15 protein-coding genes are annotated in these 17,830 nt (G+C 50.0%); 10 read left to right on the forward strand and 5 right to left on the reverse strand.

Features of this window, described 5'->3' with window-relative positions; all coding sequences use genetic code 11:
* Positions 1-22: 22 nt before the first annotated feature.
* Genes AB4Z29_RS19640 through AB4Z29_RS19655 form a run of 4 tightly spaced genes read left to right on the forward strand, consistent with a single transcriptional unit; the run spans position 23 to position 4,365 of the window.
* A complete protein-coding gene (locus tag AB4Z29_RS19640; RefSeq protein WP_441944824.1) occupies positions 23-1,390 on the forward strand; it encodes an NAD(P)-dependent oxidoreductase in 1,368 nt (455 codons plus the stop codon).
* Positions 1,383-2,687, forward strand: a complete 1,305-nt coding sequence (gene preA, locus AB4Z29_RS19645; protein ID WP_441944695.1) for an NAD-dependent dihydropyrimidine dehydrogenase subunit PreA — start codon at positions 1,383-1,385, stop codon at positions 2,685-2,687. Before AB4Z29_RS19640 ends, preA begins: the two co-directional genes overlap by 8 nt.
* Positions 2,688-4,115, forward strand: a complete 1,428-nt coding sequence (gene hydA, locus AB4Z29_RS19650) for a dihydropyrimidinase (protein WP_441944696.1) — start codon at positions 2,688-2,690, stop codon at positions 4,113-4,115.
* A 37-nt stretch (positions 4,116-4,152) separates the two neighbouring features.
* Positions 4,153-4,365 (forward strand): hypothetical protein, encoded by a 213-nt coding sequence (locus AB4Z29_RS19655; RefSeq protein ID WP_441944697.1) that lies wholly within the window; start codon positions 4,153-4,155, stop codon positions 4,363-4,365.
* 247 nt (positions 4,366-4,612) lie between these two features.
* Here the strand turns inward: AB4Z29_RS19655 and AB4Z29_RS19660 are convergent, their stop codons facing one another.
* Positions 4,613-5,857, reverse strand: a complete 1,245-nt coding sequence (locus tag AB4Z29_RS19660) for an MFS transporter (RefSeq protein ID WP_441944698.1) — start codon at positions 5,855-5,857, stop codon at positions 4,613-4,615.
* Between the two features lie 222 nt (positions 5,858-6,079).
* Here AB4Z29_RS19660 and AB4Z29_RS19665 point away from each other — a divergent pair, with 222 nt between their 5' ends.
* Both AB4Z29_RS19665 and AB4Z29_RS19670 read left to right on the forward strand, forming a co-directional pair.
* Entirely contained in the window at positions 6,080-7,255 is a 1,176-nt protein-coding gene (locus AB4Z29_RS19665) for an exonuclease SbcCD subunit D (protein ID WP_441944699.1), read from the forward strand.
* Positions 7,252-10,344, forward strand: coding sequence for an AAA family ATPase (locus AB4Z29_RS19670; RefSeq protein ID WP_441944700.1), 3,093 nt, complete (start codon positions 7,252-7,254; stop codon positions 10,342-10,344). Before AB4Z29_RS19665 ends, AB4Z29_RS19670 begins: the two co-directional genes overlap by 4 nt.
* 66 nt (positions 10,345-10,410) lie before the next feature.
* Here AB4Z29_RS19670 and AB4Z29_RS19675 read toward each other — a convergent pair whose 3' ends face one another.
* Positions 10,411-10,911, reverse strand: a complete 501-nt coding sequence (locus AB4Z29_RS19675; RefSeq protein ID WP_441944701.1) for a hypothetical protein — start codon at positions 10,909-10,911, stop codon at positions 10,411-10,413.
* 64 nt (positions 10,912-10,975) lie between these two features.
* Here AB4Z29_RS19675 and AB4Z29_RS19680 point away from each other — a divergent pair, with 64 nt between their 5' ends.
* Together AB4Z29_RS19680 and AB4Z29_RS19685 are read left to right on the forward strand one after the other, a co-directional pair.
* Entirely contained in the window at positions 10,976-11,356 is a 381-nt protein-coding gene (locus tag AB4Z29_RS19680; RefSeq protein WP_441944702.1) for a DUF423 domain-containing protein, read from the forward strand.
* A 160-nt stretch (positions 11,357-11,516) separates the two neighbouring features.
* On the forward strand, positions 11,517-13,418 hold the full coding sequence (locus AB4Z29_RS19685) for a putative bifunctional diguanylate cyclase/phosphodiesterase (RefSeq protein ID WP_441944703.1): 1,902 nt from the start codon (positions 11,517-11,519) through the stop codon (positions 13,416-13,418).
* A 255-nt stretch (positions 13,419-13,673) separates the two neighbouring features.
* Here AB4Z29_RS19685 and AB4Z29_RS19690 read toward each other — a convergent pair whose 3' ends face one another.
* A complete protein-coding gene (locus tag AB4Z29_RS19690; protein WP_441944704.1) occupies positions 13,674-14,216 on the reverse strand; it encodes a hypothetical protein in 543 nt (180 codons plus the stop codon).
* A gap of 164 nt (positions 14,217-14,380) precedes the next feature.
* Here AB4Z29_RS19690 and AB4Z29_RS19695 point away from each other — a divergent pair, with 164 nt between their 5' ends.
* Positions 14,381-14,686 (forward strand): YunC family protein, encoded by a 306-nt coding sequence (locus AB4Z29_RS19695; RefSeq protein WP_441944705.1) that lies wholly within the window; start codon positions 14,381-14,383, stop codon positions 14,684-14,686.
* Between the two features lie 78 nt (positions 14,687-14,764).
* Here AB4Z29_RS19695 and mtnA read toward each other — a convergent pair whose 3' ends face one another.
* Together mtnA and mtnK are read right to left on the reverse strand one after the other, a co-directional pair.
* Positions 14,765-15,820, reverse strand: a complete 1,056-nt coding sequence (gene mtnA, locus AB4Z29_RS19700; RefSeq protein ID WP_441944706.1) for an S-methyl-5-thioribose-1-phosphate isomerase — start codon at positions 15,818-15,820, stop codon at positions 14,765-14,767.
* A 24-nt stretch (positions 15,821-15,844) separates the two neighbouring features.
* Positions 15,845-17,056, reverse strand: coding sequence for an S-methyl-5-thioribose kinase (gene mtnK / locus AB4Z29_RS19705; RefSeq protein WP_441944707.1), 1,212 nt, complete (start codon positions 17,054-17,056; stop codon positions 15,845-15,847).
* Between the two features lie 142 nt (positions 17,057-17,198).
* On the opposite strand from mtnK, the gene AB4Z29_RS19710 reads away from it, so the two are divergent.
* On the forward strand, positions 17,199-17,783 hold the full coding sequence (locus AB4Z29_RS19710; protein ID WP_441944708.1) for a DUF1802 family protein: 585 nt from the start codon (positions 17,199-17,201) through the stop codon (positions 17,781-17,783).
* Positions 17,784-17,830: the final 47 nt, after the last annotated feature.

The raw sequence follows: 17,830 nt of genomic DNA on the forward strand, positions 1-17,830 counted from the left end.
ATAAGGAGGATACGGCATGAGCATGAAGGTCAAAGCGGCGTATATACCTGTTGACTCGCTTAGGCGAAATTTCGCCGAGGTGAAGGCGGGCATGAAGCCAAAGGAAGCGATGGAAGAATCCAACCGCTGTCTATATTGTTATGATGCCCCATGTATTAAAGCATGCCCGACGGGAATCAACATCCCTTCCTTTATCAAAAAAATCGCTTCCGGCAACATGAAAGGATCGGCCCGCGCAATCATGGACGCAAACCCGGTTGGTGCCACCTGTGCCCGTGTATGCCCGACGGAAGAGCTGTGCGAAGGAGCTTGCGTACTGAATCATTCGTCGAAGCCGATAATGATTGGCGATTTGCAGCGCTATGCGACGGATTGGGCGATCCATAATGACGCGCTCTTGTTTAGCGCAGGTGCTGGCAACGGGATGTCGATTGCCGTCATCGGCGGAGGTCCGGCCGGGCTTTCAGCGGCGCGGGAGCTTGCGCGATTCGGCTTCGCCGTTACGATATTCGAAGCGAAGGAGCTGGCTGGGGGCTTGGATACGTACGGCATCGTATCGTTTAGACTGCCGCAGCGCATCTCGTTTTGGGAGATTGAGCAGGTGAGAAAGCTTGGGGTCGATATTCGGACGAGCACCAAAGTCGGCATTGACGTAAGCGTGGAGGAATTGCTAGCGAAGCATGATGCGATTGTACTTGCCATTGGCATGGCGAAGGTGCCGTGTCTCGGCATCGAGGGCGAGCAGCTATCCGGTGTATATGACGCGATCGATTTCATTGAATCGACCAAAGCAGAGCTTCGGGAGGATCTGATCGGCAAGAGGGTTGCGGTAATTGGAGCAGGCAATACAGCAGTTGATGCGGCTACCTGTTCCGTGCGGTTAGGTGCATCCCTCGTGAAGATGATCTATCGCCGGAGCAGTGAAGAGATGACGGCTTACGATTTCGAATTCGAGTTCGCCAAGCAGGACGGCGTTGAGTTTGCATGGCTAAGCTCTCCGCTTCGGATTATCGGGGATGAGGCTGGCAACGTAACGGCTATCGAATGCCAGAGGATGAGATTGGAAGAGGACGAAGAAGGAGGAAGAAGGAGGCCGGTTCCGATCGATGGGTCTACCTTCACGCTGGAAGTCGATGCGGTTATCAAGGCGATTGGGCAGCTGCGGCATCTTCCGCTTATCGAACAGCTTGGCCTTGCGCATAAACGCGGAATCGTAACGATAGACACCGCAACATACAAAACCTCCAATCCGCGTGTGTATGCGGCAGGCGACGTCGTTTTTGGCGAGGGGCAAGGCGAGGCAATGGTCGTATCGGCAGCACAGCAAGGGAAGAAAGCAGCATACGCCATCTATAATACGCTTGGAGCGAGGAGGGAACGGCATGGCTGATTTGCGCATCAACTTGGCTGGCATTGCATCACCGAATCCATTCTGGCTCGCTTCGGCACCGCCAACGAACACAGGTTATCAAGTCCAGCGCGCATTCGAGGCAGGCTGGGGCGGAGCCGTCTGGAAGACGCTCGGCGATCCAATCATCAATACATCGTCCCGATTTGCAGCGGTTCATTTCAACGGGCAGCGCGTTGCGGGCTTCAACAATATTGAGCTCATCTCCGATCGCCCGCTGGAGATTAACCTAAAGGAAATATACGAAACAAAAAGAAAATTTCCGAACCATGCAGTCGTCGTATCGCTCATGGTCGAGCCGAAGCAGGAGAAATGGCATGAGATTGTTAAACGTGTCGAAGACATTGGCGTGGACGGCTTGGAGCTGAATTTCGGTTGTCCCCACGGGATGGCTGAGCGCGGGATGGGTGCTGCTTCTGGACAGCAGCCCGATTTGGTGGAAATGCAGACGATGTGGGTCAAGGAGGTAGCGAGGACGCCTGTAATCGTTAAGCTTACACCCAATATCACCGATATTACGGCAACGGCTAAGGCGGCCGTTCGCGGCGGAGCAGATGCGATCTCGCTTATTAATACGATAAATTCACTTGCTGGCGTTGATATTGATACATGGAACACGATTCCGCATGTTGGCGGGAAAGGAGCGCATGGAGGCTACTGCGGTCCAGCCGTAAAGCCGATTGCATTGAATATGGTGGCGGAATGCGCACGCAATCCGTTAGTCGGCGTTCCAATTTCGGGTATAGGGGGCATCTCTGGCTGGAGGGACGCGGTTGAATTTCTGCTCATGGGTTCGACAGGCGTGCAGGTATGCACCGCGGCCATGCATCACGGCTTCAGCATTGTAGAGGACATGATCGATGGCTTGAACAATTATCTGGATAGCAAGGGGCTTCTATCGGTCAACGAGCTGATCGGCAAATCGGTTGAGCGGTACTCGGATTGGGGAGACCTGGATCTAAATTATGCGGTAGTCGCACGTATCGAACAAGAAACTTGCATCTTGTGCAATAAATGCCATATCGCTTGCGAGGATACGTCTCACCAATGTATCGAGCGGCACACGGACGAGAATGGCGCGGCGTATCTCAAGGTTCGCGAGGAGGATTGCGTTGGCTGCAATCTCTGCTCGATTGTTTGCCCGGTAGAAGGAGCGATTACGATGCTAGAGGTTCCTGCTGCGGAGCTGCCGCTCAGCTGGAACCAGCGGCAAGCGGCAATTGCGGCTCTGGGAAAAGGCAAGGATTCGGATAATCCAGGCAAGCAGGAGGCGGTATAAGTGGCAAAGAGACTCATTAAGAATGGGATCATCGTTACTGCAGCCGATACGTTCAAAGCAGATGTGCTGATCGAGGATGGCGTGATTGCGCAAATCGGTATCGGGCTTGATGAGACTGCGTCGGAAATCATTGACGCGAAAGGGAAATACATATTCCCCGGTGGCATTGATCCGCATACCCACCTGGAAATGCCGTTTGGCGGGACGGTCACGGCAGACGACTTTGCGACGGGGACAACGGCTGCTGCTTTCGGAGGAACGACAACCATCATTGATTTCTGCCTGACGGCAAAAGGAAAGCCATTGCGCGAATCGATTGCCGCATGGCATAAGAAGGCGGACGGGAAAGCAGCGATAGACTACGGCTTTCATCTCATGATCGGGGAAATCAATGACGAGGTGCTTGCTGAGCTTCCATCCATTGTGGCAGAGGACGGCATTACCTCCTTAAAGGTGTTTATGGCATACAAACATGTATTCCAAGCCGATGACGGTACATTGTTCCGGACTATGCTGGCCGCAAAAGAACTTGGCGCAATGGTAATGGTACATGCCGAGAACGGCGATGTCATTGAGTTCTTGATCCAGAAGGCTTTGGAAGTGGGACAGAAAGAACCGATCTATCATGCGCTTACTAGACCATCAATACTAGAGGGAGAAGCGACGGGACGCGCTGCCAAGCTTGCTGCGCTTGCCGGCGCGAGATTGTACGTCGTCCATGTGACCTGTGCGGAGGCGGTGCAGCAAATTGCGGAAGCCCGCTTGCGGGGCGTGGACATATGGGGCGAGACATGCCCGCAGTATTTGGTGCTTGATAAGTCCAGTCTAGAGAAGCCGGATTTCGAAGGTGCGAAGTATGTATGGTCGCCACCGCTCAGGGAGCCATTCCACCAGGATGTGCTGTGGCATGCGCTGAGCAGCGGTCAATTGCAAACGCTCGGCTCCGATCATTGCTCCTTTAATTTCGTGGGACAGAAGGATCTAGGTCTCGGTGACTTCAGCAAAATTCCGAACGGAGGACCGACGATCGAGGATCGGTTCTCGCTCTTCTACTCGGAAGGCGTCCATAAAGGACGGATCACGCTGAACCAATTTGTAGATATCGTATCCACGCGAAGCGCCAAGCTGTTCGGTCTCTTCCCGCAGAAAGGGACGATAGCGGTTGGCAGCGATGCGGATATCGTCATCTTTGATCCGTTGGCGCAGCGAACGCTGTCTGCCGAGAAGCAGCATATGAACGTGGATTACAACCCGTTCGAGGGGATGACGGTCACAGGTCTGCCAGTAAGTGTCATGTCACGCGGGGAGTTCGTGATCCGCGACCGGCAATTCGTCGGCTCTCTTGCTGCAGGCCGTTATTTGAAGCGAGCATCTTTTCATTCAGCGAATGAGGCATTATCCACAGCGGATGATGAGCCTGCCACTTAGGAAGAAATATCTCACTAGCACGCGAGGAGGCTGCCGAATGTCAGCATATGAGCAGTATGCCGAAGAAAAGAGGAAAATTGACGCTTATCTGAAGCAGCAGTATGTGATTGCCGGTGTTCGGGAGGGGCTCAGCGGCGATTGGCTGGAGTTTAAGCATCCCGAAGGAGATCAAGCGGCGATGCTGGTCGAAACGGCGGATGCCCGGAAATATTTCGTCAATATGCTTTTGAAGCAAGCACGTCCCACTTAATCAATGGATTCGTGCACATATGCATAGGCGTGCAGAGCGAGCTCAATCACTCTATATAGTCACTGTTCATATAAACAGTTCGGCTTTCGCTCTCTGCTGCATATGCGGGATAAAATACGGTTCCGCGACAAGCGGGAAGAAGGCGATCTGCACACCAATCGTTTGGTCCAGCTGTTCATACGCTTACGAAAAAAAAGCCCCGAGTTATGCTGCATAAGCATAAGCTCAGGGCTTGTTTCTGTTTCTGTTACAATATCTGCTGCGCACGCCTCAGCATGCGATAAAGGATGAGTGAGATAACCGAGCAAAGCAAAGCGCAAGCACCAATAAACAAATATCCAGCCTGCAAGCCCGCGACGAGACTTTCCTGCGAGCTGCCGCTGCCTGCAAACAGCTGCTTGGTCCATTCGATTATGCCGCCTATGGCTAGATTCCCGATAACGCTCGCAATTCCCATCAGGGTTACGGTGAACGTAATAGCCATGTCGGCATTTCTCGGATAACGTTTCGCCAGCAAAGCCATAACCGTAGGGTAAATGGGGGCGATGCCCACCCCGGCCAAGGCGAATAGGAAGGCGCCAGACTCCCCTGCAATAATGGCAGCAACCGAGCATATCCCTGAAAAAGCAGACAAGATGATAAGAGACATCGTATATCCAATTTTGTCCGTTATCGGACCGAGCACGAGCCGTGCAAGCATAAAGCAGAAGAAGAAGGCGGACAGCATTTTGGATGAGGAATCATTGCTCCAGCCGTATGCTTTCTCCAGGAAATTGACGAGCCAGCCGCCGACGGCGAGCTCGGATACGACGCCGAATGACAATACGGCGACGATTAGCCAAGCGACTTTGTCCCGAGCGAACTCTTTCAAGGAAATGCGTTCTGCCGCAGGCTCCTCCTCATTCTTATAGCGTGCGAATAGTCCTGGCAGCATCGGAAGGATAGAGAGGGCGAGCATGAGCATATACATGCCCCGCCAGCCGAGCTCGGAGCCGAATATTTCAACACCCATGAGCGATGCTGCGATTATCGGGGCGAAGGTTGAGCTGAGCCCATAGAAGAAATGGGCCAAATTCATCATCGTGCCTGTATTTTTGATGAATATTTTTGCTGCGAGTATGGCGAGGCCAATCTCCAGCATTCCGTTTCCTATATACATAAGAAAATAAGCAGAGGAAAGAGCGGTATAATTGGCTGCGAAATAAATACAAACGCCGGAAATAACCATGGAACCGAATGCAAGCGAGAGCGTCAGCTTCATCCCGGCACGGTTGGACAGCCAGCCGGTGAACGTGCAAGCGAGCAAGTACCCTAGAGAATTGAAAGCAAGCAAAACGCCGATTTGAAGCTCGTCGAGTTTTAGATCGCTTTGCATTCTAGGCAATGCAGGACCTTTAATATTTTCGGAAAAACCAAAAATGAGAAACCCGCCGAACACGACGATTAGCAATAAGATGTAGTTTTTGGATAAACCAGCTGAGAAGCGTGACAATGTTGTGAACCTCCAGTTTGCGATAGTCATGAAAATAGGATGGAAAATTGAAGCTTGGTTAACTTTATCGCGTATTGGCGGGATGCGCAAGCCATAAGCTGCCTTTGCGCTGTACGATGTGCTGCACTATGCGATGCATATACACGAATGGTAATATAAAGATTAGGGAGTTAGCGTGAATTGAGTGGATTTCACTGTGCGAGGAAAGGGTGTTTGCAACGAATGAAAATATTTCATACCGCGGACTGGCATTTAGGCAAGCTCGTGCAAGGTGTATATATGACGGAGGATCAACGTTACGTACTGGAGCAGCTGCTCCAAGCGATCGAGCTGGAGCGTCCGGATGCGGTTATTATTGCTGGCGATCTTTATGACAGGGCGGTTCCGCCTACGGATGCCGTTGAGCTGCTGGACGAGCTGCTTAGTCGCATAGTCATTGATCTAGAGACGACGGTGCTTGCTATTTCAGGCAACCATGACAGTCCTGACCGTATCAATTTCGGTACCAAAATGATGGAGAAGCACGGATTGTATTTGGCCGGTCAACTGCGCGAAAGTATAGAGCCAATTGTGCTCCAAGATGAATATGGAGAGGTTCATTTTCACCTCGTGCCGTTTGCAGATCCCGCTCAAGTGCGCTATGTGCTGAATGATGAATCGGTCAAAACACATGATGATGCTATGCGTGCGATCACGAGCAGGCTTGCAGCAGGCATGCAGCAGAATGCGCGGCATGTGCTCGTGGGCCATGCCTTCGTGACGGCTACTGGAGAACCCGAACAGAATACGAGCGATTCAGAGCGGCCATTGTCGGTAGGCGGGGCTGAGCATGTGAGTGCCGCATATTTCGAGCGGTTTCATTATACGGCGCTCGGCCATTTGCATCAGGCTCACTTCGTGAAGAACGATACGATAAGGTATGCGGGCTCGCCGCTCAAATATTCGATCTCGGAAGAGAATCATATTAAAGGATATTTAGTCATTGAGCTAGACGCATCGGGCGGAGCGAAGATTGAGAAGCGTGAGCTGCAGCCGCTGCGCAACATGCGCCGCATCGCTGCTACCATTGAAGAAATCGAGAAACATGCGGTAAATGAGGATTACGTATTCGTCACGCTTCTCAATGATAATCCCGTACTGTTCCCGATGGAGAAGGTCCGCGCGGTATATCCGAATGCGCTGCATGTGGAGCGTCGTTCGTCCTATTCGGGAAGCGGCGCTATAGCTGCTGACGGCTTGGATTGGGGCGGTGCCTCAAGAAGGCGCGAGGCGGATCCGATTGAGCTGTTCTCAGCTTTCTATCAGGAGGTCAAAGGCCAGCCGCTTGCCGAAGCCAAAAGAAAGCTATTCGCGGAAACCTATGAAGAGCTTCTGCGTGAGGAGGGAGGCGCCATATGAGACCGATCAAGCTGTCGATGACCGCGTTTGGATCTTATCGAGACGCAGAGACGATTGATTTCAGCGAGCTGGAGGACCGGCGTTTATTTGTCATTTCAGGCAATACGGGAGCTGGCAAAACGTCCATATTCGATGCGATATGTTTTGCAATCTATGGAACGGCAAGCGGAGAGGACCGGGCGGATGCGCGGATGCTCCGAAGCCATTTTGCCCCTGAGGACGTACATACCTCCGTTCAGTTTGAATTTGCGCTAGGACGCAGAAGCTATATGGTCATCCGGCAAATGCCGCATCGCAAGGGCAGCAATAAAAGCGAGACCGGCGGCAAAGCGGAGCTTTACGAAACGACGAGCGGTGCGGCTGTGCCGGCAGTCGACCGTTTCATCATATCCGATGTCAACATACGGCTGGAGCAAATCATCGGCTTGACGAAGGAGCAGTTCAGCCAGATTGTCATGCTCCCGCAAGGTGAATTCCGTAAGCTGCTGACTTCAGATACGGATAATAAGGAAGAAATATTGCGCCGAATATTTCGAACGGAGCTCTATGAACGACTGGAGAATCGGTTCCAGCAGAAGCACCGCGCACTCCAAGATCAGCTGAAGGAAGCGAAGGCGACTGAACAGGCCTATCTCAAGCAAGTGCAGGAATCACTTCCTGAACGAATCGAAGGACAGCTGTATAGCACGCTCAAGCAGGATATATTCAGCGCGGCTCAGGTGCTTGAGGCGCTGGAGCTGGAATTAGCGTTCTACACCAGGGTTGCAGGCGAAGCAGAGTCGCAGAAGGCTGCGCTTGCGGTGCGGCTCGAATCAGAGGAATTGAAGCTGCGCTTAGCGGCGGCAGTTAACAGCAAGCATGAAGAGCATGACCGCAAGAAGAACCAGCTTGAGCAATTAACCGTACAAAAACCCAATTATGAGGCAAAAGAAAAGCAGCTCGCGCTTGCGGAAAAAGCAGCTAATCTTGCGCCCTACAAGGAGCAGGCGGAGCGGGCAAGCGCGGATGCCTCAGCCAAACAAAATCAGCTGTCCATCCGAACCGCCGAACGGGAGGCTGCCGAACGGGGGCAGCTTCAGGCTGTCGAAATGTATGCCGCAGAGGAGCAGCGGGCAGCAGAACGCCGCGAAGCTGAGCGCGAGCTTAACCGATTGCAAGAGCTTGTGCCAGTCGTTCAAAAGCTTGCTGGCCAGCAGCAAGCGATCGACAAGTTCATACAAGCGGAAGGGCTGTGCGAAATAAGGCTGCAGCAATCAGAAGCGGAGCTTATGCAGCTCCGCGAGACGCGTCAGTCTGAGAATGAGCTGATTAAGGCTACCGAGCTTGAAACAGCTGGGCTCGGTGATCTGCAGGACAAGCTTCGCCTGGTGGAGCAGCAAGGAAAGCAGCTCAAGCGTCTCGTCGAGGTGGAGAAGGAAATGGCGCGCATTGCACAGCTGGAGAAGCAATTCGCATTAAGCTTCTCCAAAGCGAAGGAGGAGCATGACCTTCTCGAATCCGCTTGGATTGAGGGACAGGCCGCTTTGCTTGCTGCTCACTTGCATGATGGGAAGCCATGCCCAGTATGCGGAAGCGAAGAGCATCCTATCAAGGCGAGTTCAGGAACTGAAGTGCCTAGCAGGCAGAGGCTTCAGGAAGTGAAGTCGCAGCTAGCTGCTGTGGAGCGAGAGTGGCTTGAAGCGCGTGCGCAAGCCGCGGCAGCGCTCGCAACAAGGGAAGAAGGGGCGAGAGAGCTTGCGGAATTCGGCCTGCAAGCCGAAAGGCTGGAAGAGCAGCGGGCAGAGCTTGCGAAGCAGTGGCGTTCACTTAAGGATGAATCGGATAAGCTGCTAGCGAAAGCAAAGCAGCTGCCTGAGCTTAAGCAGCTATATGAACGTCAGGAACAGCAGCTAGAGAAACAGATGGTTGCGAAGGATCAGCTTCAACAGGAACGGCAGCAGCTTGCTATCGAGAAAACCTCGCAGCAGTCTGCACTGGAGCGGGAGCTGCTGCGGGTGCCGGATACGCTGCGCTCGACTGAGCAGCTAAGCAAGAAGCTCAATGAGCAGCAGAGCTTGTCGGATCGTATGCATAAAGCCTGGGCTGCCGCACAGGAGCAGCTTCAAGCCAAGACCGCAAAGCTCGCTGAGCACAAAGCGTATGCCGATCAAGCGGAGCAGCAGCTGCGGGAAGCGGTGCTCAGCAAGCAGCAAGCAGAGCAGAGATTGTTGAACGAATTAGAGAAGGCAGGGTTTACGACGATTCAGCAGTACACCGAGGCGGTACTGCCGGAGGGTTCAAGGGAACAGCTGAAGAAAGAAATTTCTGCTTATCAAACTTTGCATGCGTCCGTTATGCAGCAGCTTATAGAGCTGCAAAGCGAGCTTGCGGGCAAACCGCGCATGCCATTAATGCAGCTAGAGGAATCTCTTTCGGCTGCTAAACGCGAGTTGGAGGAGTGGCTGTCAGCCGCGCAGGGCGCATCGCGAACGGCCGAGACCGCGCAGCGGCTGGCTGCATCAATAAACAGAGCGAACGAGCAGGTGAAGAGGCTGGAAGGCATGCTGGAGGAGATGATGGATGTATTCCATATGCTCAAAGGAGATAATGCTTTGAAAATATCGTTCGAGCGCTATATTCTTATCGAATATCTGGAACAAATCCTTCATGCGGCAAACGCGAGGCTTCATGATTTGTCGAATGGCCAATTCTCCTTACAGAGAAGCGACAGGCTGGAAACGCGAGGCAAGCAAAGCGGGCTTGGTCTGGACGTATATGATGCCTATACAGGACAGAACCGCGACGTGAAGACGTTATCGGGCGGAGAGAAATTCAATGCTTCACTTTGCTTGGCGCTTGGCATGACCGACGTCATACAATCCCATATGGGTGGCGTGACGATTGAGATGATGTTTATAGACGAGGGCTTCGGATCGCTTGATGAGGAGTCGCTGCAAAAGGCGATTGCCACACTTGTGGATTTGCAAAAGGCGGGCAGAATGATTGGCGTTATCTCGCATGTGCAGGAGCTGAAGGATGCATTTCCAGCCTGTCTCGAAGTCATAAAAACCAAAGAGGGCTTCAGCAGGACGAGGATGCTGGTCAAATAATACGCAACTAAAAAGTCTGCTTCGAGCACGCTTAGGCGGCTGAAGCAGACTTTATCAAAAGATTTTCTATTGAACGATGTTGGCGGCAAGGGAACCGATGCCTGCTATGAATAAGCTGATACCGCCGACGATGACTGCAACGTTAAGGACAATGCCAATGACTCCGAATATTTTGCGTCGTTTGCTGGAGCATGCTGCAATAATCGCTAGGATCAAGCCTACGAAAGCGATGAAGCCGGCTCCGAATATGCATAGAACAGCGATGACCATCGAAGCGAACACGTTTTCTCCAAGCGAATCAAGGGCTGCCTGAACGGCTGCAGGATCCTCGGGATCCGTGATTAGAATGTCAGAGCCCGCAAGTTGATCCGTGAAACTGCTGCCTGTGACAAAAGCGATGATTAGCAATACAATTGCAACCAACCCAATGATGAAAGCTGCAATGCCGAGACCGGATTGCTTCTTGGGACCGAAGTCTGAAGCCGGTTCGTTGGTGAAAATCGGTTTGGATCCAAAAGGCTCGGTAGGCGAGTTTTGATTAGGGAAGTTATTAGGCTCATTATCCATTTATATCGTCTCCTTTACTAATTACGGTAAAATTATACACAAATTTGAAAGGATTGAAAACTACATGTTTCCAAAATATTTTGCAATTGGCGCGTTAAATGCCGCAATAGCTATCGCTTTAGGAGCCTTCGGGGCACATGGGCTTGAACAGAAACTAACGGAGCATTATTTGGAAATCTTCGAAACAGGTGTCCGTTACCATATGTATAACGCATTGGGACTTATGCTGATCGCTTTGTTTGCGAAGCAAATAGCAGCAGGAAAGCTGGTTCTAAACGGTGGCCGGCTCATTTTAACAGGGATGATTATTTTTAGCGGCAGTCTATATATCCTTGCTCTTACGAGCTTTAGCAAGCTTGGGATGGTAACCCCGCTAGGCGGTGTAGCGATCCTCGCAGGATGGACATGCGTCATTATTGCCGCTATGAAAAAAACTAAAGAATAAGCGTATAAAATGACATTAAAAGGAATGAAGACGTAATACTAGGCATAGAAGTTGCATAATAATTCGTTTTAGTAAATATTTCTATACCAGAAGGCATACTTCGTTTATAATAAAGCGAACACTCACTTGACTCGAAATAGAGGAAGGACGTTTGTGCGTAATGAAACGGATGGATGGTTTTCCTAATCAAACAAAACGGCAGCAGCTGAGGCAATCGTTTAATGGGTCATTTGTTATCAGCTGTTTGCTTACTGCGCTAGCATTAGTATGGGTTGCTGTTTCATTGCTGCTTATATCTAACGACATGTACAAATGGACGGCTGCTGCTATTGCGGCATCGTTATTCGTTACAGCGGTAATCGTCTATATAAAACGAAGCGAATCGTTAAGCTTCCAAAACTATCATACGGCCATCGTAGAAACATTGCTTCGATCAGATGCAGTACCATTAGCTGTGCTTGATAAAAAGGGCATGTTCATGGAAATGAACGAAGCATCAAGCCGCACGCTGGGGTATCATCGCTCTGAGCTGCTTGGCGAGCCTATTGATCGCATCGTTGATCCAGGCAGCAGGCCATTATTGAACGAAACGTTCGAGAGTGCCCTTCAAGGCGAAACGAAACAAATTAATATCAACATTACTCACGGATCAGGCTTCCCGCTCGAGCTGCAGGTCGTTTGCTCACCGATGATGCAAGAGGACGAAGTAGTCGGCACGGTGATCATCAGCCAAGATTTAAGCGATCGCAAGCGGAACGTGGAACGAATCCGTTATATGGCCTATTACGATGACATGACAGGATTGCCGAATCGAACCTTATTTCAGATGAAGCTGACGGAAACGCTGGCGAGAGCAAAGGAAGAGGAACGGGTAGTTGGCATTTGTTATTTGGACTTGGACCGATTTAAGCTAGTCAATGCGTCATTTGGTCGGGAGTTTGGCGATATACTGCTCATGCAGGTTGCAGAACGGCTCAATCGCGACTTTTCCGACAATGATTTCGCGGCTCGGATGGAAGGCGATGAATTTGCCTTATTGTACTGTAACGTGCAATCGGAGAAGCATTTGCTGGAGTTGTCCAGACAGCTGCTGAAGGCCATAGAAGAGCCGTATGAACTTAGCGGGTTTCCCTTACATATTACGGCAAGCATAGGACTTGTCACGAACAAAGATGAGAATGATGACAGCTACTCCATGATTAAAAAGGCAGATATGGCGCTTGTCAAAGTAAAGGAAAGCGGCAAAAACGATTGCATGCTGTATTCAGACAACTGGAGTAATTCTTCGCTGGAGCGGCTTACGCTGCAGCATGAAATGTACCGTGCGATACAGCGCTGCGAATTCGTTCTTCATTACCAGCCGCAATACGATCTTGGATCGGGAACGATGGTTGGCGTTGAGGCGCTCGTTCGTTGGAATCATCCGCAAAGAGGTATGATCCCGCCAGGAAGCTTCATTCCATTAGCCGAAGAAAGCGGCATGATTGTTCAAATCGGTGACTGGGTGCTCGAGGAAGCGTGCCGCCAAAACAAAGCTTGGCAGGAAGCTGGACTTCCATCTATACCTGTATCCGTGAACTTATCGATAAGACAATTCGTGCAGAATGATCTAGCGAGCAAGGTATCCGATGTACTCACAAGAACAGGGCTGGATCCAAAGTATCTTGACCTTGAAATAACCGAATCCATGACGATGGATGTCAGCCATGTATCAAGATGCTTATTGGATTTAACGGAGTTAGGCGTCAATATTAGTGTAGATGATTTCGGTACGGGGTATAGCTCCTTTCATTATTTGAAGAACTTTCCAATTGACCGTTTGAAAATCGATCGCTCTTTTGTACGTGATATCCAGCAGGATCCAAACGATGCCGAAATCGTCGCTGCGATTATCGCAATGGCGCATAACCTTAATATACAAGTTATCGCCGAGGGAGTAGAAACAGAAGGGCAAATGGAATTTTTGCGCAAGCACAAATGTGATGAAATGCAGGGCTTCTTCTGGAGTCCACCCGTTTCGAGCGACAATATCGAACAGATGCTTACCCCCGGCTATGCATAAAAAGAAGGTGATTCAAGCGGCTTTAAAACGCTTGAACCACCTTTTTTTTCGAAATATAAGTCTTTATATGTTGCACGCGATGATATATTCTTCTATTTCTGCGAGAAACGGATACCGCCCTCTTACGGAGGACGGCGAAGCCGTTTCTTTTTGACGTATAGGAAAGTATTTGGGTTTGCTCGTCCTTTCTCTATACGTTTCGCCGAAACGACGGCGTCTATGGAAAGGACGCCGTCAGGCGTTTCTACTTATTCATCAATAAAAAAAGTCTTCAATTTCATTCATTCGAAACGTATAAACCTGCTTCTCGTCAACGTGATAAACGGTTATGATGTTTTCGGATTCATCCATATTGATGATTCTGCAAGGAATATTAAGCTTTATGCCGAGTCCTTTGTTGACGATCAGCCTAATTAACGTGTTGTTTTTCATAATTGCTTTAATTTTGTCAAAGTAGCTTAATTCGTCTAACGGTTCTGCCTTGGGCTTGTCCGTTTGGTTTGCAGGCTTTTTGTCTTCTTTGCTGGCTGGTGCTGCTAGCTGCTGCTCTGAAATGATAACGTTTTCAGTGGTTTTCGGCTGAACAGGGATGTCATGGATCTCTTTAGCGTTCTTTTTCCTTTGATCGATTTGCTCTCCCAGCTGAATGCCGGATAAGATGCGAAAATCAATAAAGCCTGAACGATTGAGCGATTGAAGCAGCTGTTCCAAAGCCTCTGCGTTGTTGTTCCCTTCTACAAGCACCTCGATGTTGAACACAAAGGAAGATTGGTTGTGGGATGAGCTTTGTTTTTCCATAGGACCTCCGGACTGTTTGGTGTAGTACTAATATACCACTAAAAAGAGCATTCATGTAATGCCATTAATGTGCATTTAACCAACACTGCCAAAATATTTTTTGCATATAATGAAGTTGCAGTGCATTGCCTCTTATTATGCGGATTGAAGGGGGTGGATCCTATATGATGCGGATGGTTCCTTTCACACTTGAGAATGGAGAAACCGTTCTTGGCGTTGAAGTGAAGCTGCCCAAAACAACGCTGCTCGCCATTATGACGGACAAAGGATATATTATGTGCGGCGCACTGGACGTATCGCTGCTTAACGAGCGTCTCAAGGACCGGGAAATTTTGGCCGGGCGTGCTGTTGGCGTGCGATCGCTTGAAGAGCTATTGGCTGCCCCGTTGGAGTCCGTTACAACTACGGCAGAGTCAATCGGAATAGTAGCAGGCATGAAAGGCTACGAGGCGCTTCAGTTAATGCTGTAATCGACAGTTAAGAGCCCTAATCCTTCGGCATGAATGATGCATAGCGAAGGAATTAGGGCTTACTTTATGTGCGCTGAATTAAGATTCGAATAATTTGCGCAGGTTGACATCGTATGGTGCCTCGACGATGCCTTTCTCCGTAATGATTGCAGTTACATATTCATTAGGCGTAACATCAAACGCTGGATTATATACTTTAATGCCCTGCGGCGCGGTGCGCTTGCCGAAGCCTTCAGTAATCTCCTCTGCGCTGCGTTCTTCAATCGGAATTTCCGAGCCGGTCGGCGTGTTCAGATCAATGGTTGACAGCGGGCTAGCAACATAGAAAGGGATGCCATGCGCTTTAGCTAGTACAGCAACACTGTATGTTCCGATTTTGTTAGCGACGTCACCGTTTGCTGCAACGCGGTCCGTTCCTACGATAACCGCATCAACCCAGCCTTTGGCCATAATCATGCCTGCCATGTTATCGCAAATGAGCGTGACATCTACGCCTGCCTGCTGCAATTCAAAGGCTGTCAACCTTGCGCCTTGTAGAACTGGTCGGGTTTCGTCGGCAAATACACGCAAGGTAATGCCTCGTTCCAGCGCTAAGTAGAACGGTGCAAGCGCAGTGCCGTATTTGGCAGTCGCCAAACCTCCGGCATTGCAATGCGTAAGCACGCCCATGTCATCTTTGAACAAAGACAACGCATGCTCGCCAATCATTCTGTTCGTTTCCTCATCCTCACTTTGGATCGCGATGGCTTCGGATAACAAAGCGGCTTTGCTTTCTTCGAGTGAGAGGCCATTTGCAGCGAAGGCGGACGCGGCGGCCTTCATGCGGTCAAGCGCCCAGAACAAGTTAACTGCGGTCGGTCTAGACGTTGCCAAATATTCAGCTTGCTTGATTACTTCTGCCAGCCATGCGTCCAAGGACTGCTCATTGCGACTGCCGAGCACGACACCATAGGCAGCCGAAATTCCGATTGCAGGAGCTCCGCGCACTTTAAGATGGCGTATCGCTTCCCATACATCCTCCGCTGTCAACAAAGGCAAATATACAATTTCCTCGGGCAAAAGCCGTTGATCCAGCAAATCAAGTCTGTCTTCTCTCCAAATCACAGATTGCAAGCCAGCATAGTTTGTAGTCATGATGTCAAATCCTCTCCGTCTATTTCAGTTATTTGCTTGCGATAATGCGATATCGATAACTTCCTCGATGGATTGCGCTTCACGGTTGCTCAGGATGAGCGACGTTCCGATTGCAAGCGCTAGGCGCTGTGCCTTCTCTTTGGAAGCCGAATCAGGAATACGGTCGATGTCTACGACATGCGATAGCCCGACAATCCTGCGAACGATTTTACATCCGGCAAAGCCGATCGTATCTTGCAGCAAACGCTGCATGTAATAATCCTTGTAGCCAGGGGCAGAAGAAGCCAATCTGTCCAGCCCTTGTTCGTTCCACAATGCGCGGAATTTACGGTCAAACAGGTTCCACACATCTCGTACCGTATCTGTTAAGTATTGACGGAAATCCGCACGTTGGCCTGAATCAGCGATCCAATGCTCTTGGCCTGCGAAGTTAAGAAGCAAGTTCGCGATTACTGCGCCGATGTCGAAACCAATTGGACCGTAGTACGCGAATTCCGGGTCGATAACCTTGGTGGATTCAGGCGTAACGAATACGCTGCCGGTGTGCAAATCCCCATGAAGCAGCGCTTGCGCGTTTGTTAGAAATTTATCACGAAGAATCGCAACTTCAAGATGGAGCTGCTCATTCTGCCACAATGCTTCTGCGGCGTCTCGAATGGCAGGGTCAAAGCTGTTATTTGGAGAATCCGTGTAAGGATCATCGAAAATCAGGTCTTCGGTAATTTTACAGAGCTCCGGATTAATAAACGCTTTTACCTGCAGCTTCTTCTCCTGCTGATTCATACCTAAATCGGATGTGAAAAATAAAGTGCGGGCAATGAAGGTTGAGATGTCATCCGCGAATTTCGGATAGCGCGTACCTCCGATTAAACCTTGACGCATAATAACATGATCGCTAAGATCCTCCATAATGGTCAAATAAAGCTCTGGATCATACTTATAAACGACTGGTACGAGGCCGGGTGCAAGCTCTCCTTCTAATAAAAGCTTCTCGCTCTCAATGCGTGCGCGATCCAACGTAAGCGGCCAAGACTCGCCTACTACTTTAGCATAAGGCAGTGCTTGTTTCATAATTAGGCTCTTGCCGCTGACGGAGTCTGTTATGTGAAAAACGAGATTTAAATTTCCGTCGCCGATCTCACGGCTGGATAGATTTGCTCCGCTTGGGAAAAATCCGTCGAGGGACGATGCTATTTCAATTGCTTCTTGTTCCGTTAATGGATGATATGCAGACATGGCTGTCCACCTCCGAGTTATAGTTGTAGGGCAGCAATGCCCAGTATTCATCTCAACATAGTATAATGTATATTTTTTCGCCTTGGAATAGTTTCGTTTGATATAATATGATCAATTATAGACAGATGATGGGGGATGCACAATGGAGATACCAAATGAGGTTCTAAACATCGCATTAAAGGAATGGGCGGTCAGTGTAAAGGCGCTCGTTGAAGGTACACAAATCATTGTCATGCGCAAAGGCGGAATTATAGAGGAGACACGGGATTTTCAACTGCTGAGCCCTAACTTCTACTTAATGCCCGCTTACGAGCACCAGAAAAAGCATCTGCTTAAAGATGCTTACCAAGGCGAGATGGATGAAACGCTGGAAGACTGGTCACTCGATATGAAGACCATAAAGCTTGATGCATATGCATCCGTCGTAATGGATATCGAGGTTACCGATCAGAAGACGCTGGATGGTTTGCGCGATCTACATATATGGACAGACGAATTTGCCGAGGAACGGCTGCGCTGGAAGAAAACAAAACCGCTGCATGTGCTGGTCCTCCGCGTATACCGTTTGGAGAAACCGGTAGAAATAGCTAACCTTCCTGCTTATAATGGATGCAAATCTTGGGTAAGACTGGAAGATGAAATCATACAGCAGGCACACATCCCCGTATTAAGCGATGAAGTGTTTCAAGCTGAAGTGGACAAGGTCAAGCAGGCACTTCGCATATAAGCATTGATCTTGATAGGGGGCGGACCGTTTTAATTGAGAATAAAGGA

Source organism: Paenibacillus sp. 2TAB23 (genome assembly GCF_052115165.1).
Classification (GTDB): domain Bacteria; phylum Bacillota; class Bacilli; order Paenibacillales; family Paenibacillaceae; genus Pristimantibacillus.

What these genes read in the sequence shown, in the direction of transcription:
- AB4Z29_RS19640 (WP_441944824.1), top strand. Translation starts at nt 23, where the DNA reads ATGAAGGTCAAAGCGGCGTATATACCTGTTGACTCGCTTAGGCGAAAT.
- preA (WP_441944695.1), top strand. Translation starts at nt 1,383, where the DNA reads ATGGCTGATTTGCGCATCAACTTGGCTGGCATTGCATCACCGAATCCA.
- AB4Z29_RS19655 (WP_441944697.1), top strand. Translation starts at nt 4,153, where the DNA reads ATGTCAGCATATGAGCAGTATGCCGAAGAAAAGAGGAAAATTGACGCT.
- AB4Z29_RS19665 (WP_441944699.1), top strand. Translation starts at nt 6,080, where the DNA reads ATGAAAATATTTCATACCGCGGACTGGCATTTAGGCAAGCTCGTGCAA.
- AB4Z29_RS19670 (WP_441944700.1), top strand. Translation starts at nt 7,252, where the DNA reads ATGAGACCGATCAAGCTGTCGATGACCGCGTTTGGATCTTATCGAGAC.
- AB4Z29_RS19675 (WP_441944701.1), bottom strand. Translation starts at nt 10,911, where the DNA reads ATGGATAATGAGCCTAATAACTTCCCTAATCAAAACTCGCCTACCGAG.
- AB4Z29_RS19680 (WP_441944702.1), top strand. Translation starts at nt 10,976, where the DNA reads ATGTTTCCAAAATATTTTGCAATTGGCGCGTTAAATGCCGCAATAGCT.
- AB4Z29_RS19685 (WP_441944703.1), top strand. Translation starts at nt 11,517, where the DNA reads ATGAAACGGATGGATGGTTTTCCTAATCAAACAAAACGGCAGCAGCTG.
- AB4Z29_RS19690 (WP_441944704.1), bottom strand. Translation starts at nt 14,216, where the DNA reads ATGGAAAAACAAAGCTCATCCCACAACCAATCTTCCTTTGTGTTCAAC.
- AB4Z29_RS19695 (WP_441944705.1), top strand. Translation starts at nt 14,381, where the DNA reads ATGATGCGGATGGTTCCTTTCACACTTGAGAATGGAGAAACCGTTCTT.
- mtnA (WP_441944706.1), bottom strand. Translation starts at nt 15,820, where the DNA reads ATGACTACAAACTATGCTGGCTTGCAATCTGTGATTTGGAGAGAAGAC.
- mtnK (WP_441944707.1), bottom strand. Translation starts at nt 17,056, where the DNA reads ATGTCTGCATATCATCCATTAACGGAACAAGAAGCAATTGAAATAGCA.
- AB4Z29_RS19710 (WP_441944708.1), top strand. Translation starts at nt 17,199, where the DNA reads ATGGAGATACCAAATGAGGTTCTAAACATCGCATTAAAGGAATGGGCG.